General features: G+C 67.1%; 2 protein-coding genes. Both read left to right on the plus strand.

The features are described 5' to 3' along the window. Positions 1 to 4: 4 nt before the first annotated feature. Positions 5 to 1189, plus strand: coding sequence for an alkane 1-monooxygenase (locus tag ACFWF3_RS30620; RefSeq protein ID WP_379317180.1), 1185 nt, complete (start codon positions 5 to 7; stop codon positions 1187 to 1189). A 60-nt stretch (positions 1190 to 1249) separates the two neighbouring features. Further along, the coding region (locus ACFWF3_RS30625; RefSeq protein ID WP_379317178.1) for a BTAD domain-containing putative transcriptional regulator at positions 1250 to 2889 on the plus strand (1640 nt) is incomplete at its 3' end.

Here is a 2889-nt window from a genome sequence, read left to right on the forward strand (position 1 = left end):
GCACCTGCTCGAGCGGTACTTGGTGCCGACGGCGGATCCGAAGCGATATCTCTGGGCATTCGGATTGGTGGCGCCGGTTTGCGCGTTGCTGCCCTCACAGCTGGTGATGCGTACCGGACTCGCGGTCTTCTGGTGGATCGAACCGATTGTCGTGCTGTTCGTGATTCCGGTGCTGGATCGCCTTGTCGGTGAAGACGGCCACAATCCCAGCGACGAGGATTACGAAGAACTCGGTGCCAACCGCTACTACCGGTGGTGTACCTACCTGTTCCTCCCGGTACAGGTCGCTGCCCTGGTGATCGCGTGCTACCTGTGGACCGATTCGCAACTTCGATTCGTCGACAAGCTGGGGTTGGCTGTGACAGTCGGTTTCTTGGCGGGGATCGGTATCAACGCCGCACACGAGCTCGGTCACCGGGTCGAGCGGCTCGAGCGGTGGCTGGCGAAGGCGGCGCTGGCGCAATCCGGGTACGGGCATTTCTACGTCGAGCACAATCGGGGCCACCACGCTCGGGTCGCCACGCCGCAGGACCCGGCCAGCGCGCGGTTCGGTGAGTCGTTGTGGAAATTCCTGCCCCGCAGCGTGATCGGGGGTTTTCGGTCATCGCTCGAACTGGAGCGGGACCGGCTGCGACGCCAGCAACGTTCGTGGTGGTGCCCGCGCAACAATATTCTGCAGTCGTGGGCGATGACGGTGGTGCTGTTCGGCGGGCTCGTCGCGACGTTCGGGTCCGGTGTCCTGCCCTATCTCGTCGTTCAGGCGGTGATAGGCGTCTGGCTGCTCGAGACGGTGAACTATGTCGAGCACTACGGCCTGCTGCGAAGTCGATTGCCCAACGGTCGCTGGGCGCGCTGCTCGCCGGCCGACAGCTGGAACTCCGACCGCCTTGTCACCAACATCTTCCTGTTCCACCTGCAGCGGCACAGCGATCATCACACCAATCCCGGGCGCCGGTATCAGACCCTGCGCAGCGCGTCCGAGGCACCGCAGCTGCCCGCGGGCTATGCCACCATGATCGTCGTCGCGTCGGTGCCGGTGCTGTGGCGGCGCACAATGGATCATCGCGTCCTGGCGCACTACGACGGGGACCGCACTCGCGTCAATACGATGCCCGGCCGAGTTCGGCGTGCAGGTCGCGGGTCGAAACGATCGCGAGGAAAGCTGGGCAGTCGTCTCGCGGGGCGATAAAAGTGCGATGAACGGCGTTGTCACCGAGTCGGCGAGGCCGTTGCTGATTAGGCTTTGCTGGTGCTGTTCGTTCGGGTGTTGGGCCCGATCGCTGTCGAGGTGGACGGCCGGCCCGTCGACCTGGGCGGCCCGGTGCCGCGCCGATTCCTGGCAGCGCTGTCATTGACGGTGGGAACCCCGGTATCGGACGGTGTGCTCACCGAACTGGTGTGGGGCGAGGATCGTCCGCGGCAGGCGGCCGCGACCCTGCGAGTCCTTGCCTCGCGGCTGCGTTCGGCGTTGGGGCCGTCGGCCCGAGAGTGCCTGCAGCGCAGCGCGTTCGGATATGCGCTCACAGTGCACCCGGAATGGATCGATCATGGCCGGTTCGCCGACATGATCACCGATGGGGTGCGTGTGCTCGCGGCTGGGGACGCCGGGTCGGCCGCGCGGTTGTTCGAGAATGCGCTAGTGCTGTGGCGAGGGGATCCGTGGCCGGAGTTGGATCAAGCGCCGGACTTGCCCGCCGAGCGGGCCCGGTTGACGGAGCTGCGTGCGACAGCGGTCGAGGAACTGCAGGCGGCTCGATTGGCGTGTGGTGAGACCGCGATGGCGGTGGCCGATCTGAGCGAGGCGGTGTCGGCGGCGCCGTTTCGGGAGCGGCGCTGGGAACTGTTGGCACTCGGCCTCTACCGCAGCGGACGTCAGGCCCAGGCATTGGCCGAAATCCGGCGGGTGCGTGAACTTCTCGTCGAGGAGCTCGGAGTGGATCCAGGGCCGGCGCTGCGCACTCTCGAGCAGCGAATGCTCGACCACGACCCCGGGCTGTTGCTCGTGGAATCCCCGCGACCGCGCGGGATGCGCACGGAGACCGCGCCCCGTACGCCACAGCGACCGATCGGGCGCGTGTTGTCGTCGTTTGTGGGTCGTGATCGCGAACTGAGCCTGCTGTCCGTATTGCTTGCCGAGCGGCGCATGGTCAGCCTGGTGGGTCCGGCCGGAGTCGGCAAGACCAGACTCGCCGTCGAATACTGTGCCGGGGGACCGGATTCGCCGGATCGCTGGATCGTACGGCTCGGCGATGTCCACCACGGTGACGGTGTCGTGACCGCCATCGCGACCGCGCTGGGTCTGGTCCAGATCAGCGGCGATCCCTTGGACCCGGTGCGGCGTGCCCTGACCCTGCGACCGGGGCAGTTGGTACTCGACAACTGTGAGCATCTGATCGAGCCCGTGGCCGAGGTAACCATGCTGCTGCTCGCTGCCTCTCCAGACCTGCGGATTCTGGCGACCAGCCGGCAACCGCTCGGGATCGACGGCGAACAGGTACTGGTCGTCGAACCCCTGCCCGTGTTCGGCGCAGCCGGCGGCGAAGGTGCCGCGGTGCAGCTGCTGATCGAGCGGGTGCGCGCTGGTCGGCCCGGCTGGCAACCGACTGACAGCGACCGGGAAACCGGACGCGCGATATGCACGAGCCTGGACGGGTTGCCGCTGGCGATCGAGCTGGCGGCGGCCCGGGAACGCGCGTTCGGCCTGCACGGTATCGCCGCCCACCTGCGCGACCGGCTCGACGTGCTAGGAACCACGCCACGCGGGTCACTGTCGCGGCATGCGAGCCTGGAGGCCGCAATCGGCTGGAGCGTCGAGCATCTCACCCCCGCTGATCGCGCAATGTTGTTGCGGCTGTGGCCGTTCGAAGGCGGGTTCAGCTGGCAGGGTGC

Source organism: Nocardia sp. NPDC060220 (assembly GCF_042727815.1).
Lineage (GTDB): Bacteria > Actinomycetota > Actinomycetes > Mycobacteriales > Mycobacteriaceae > Nocardia.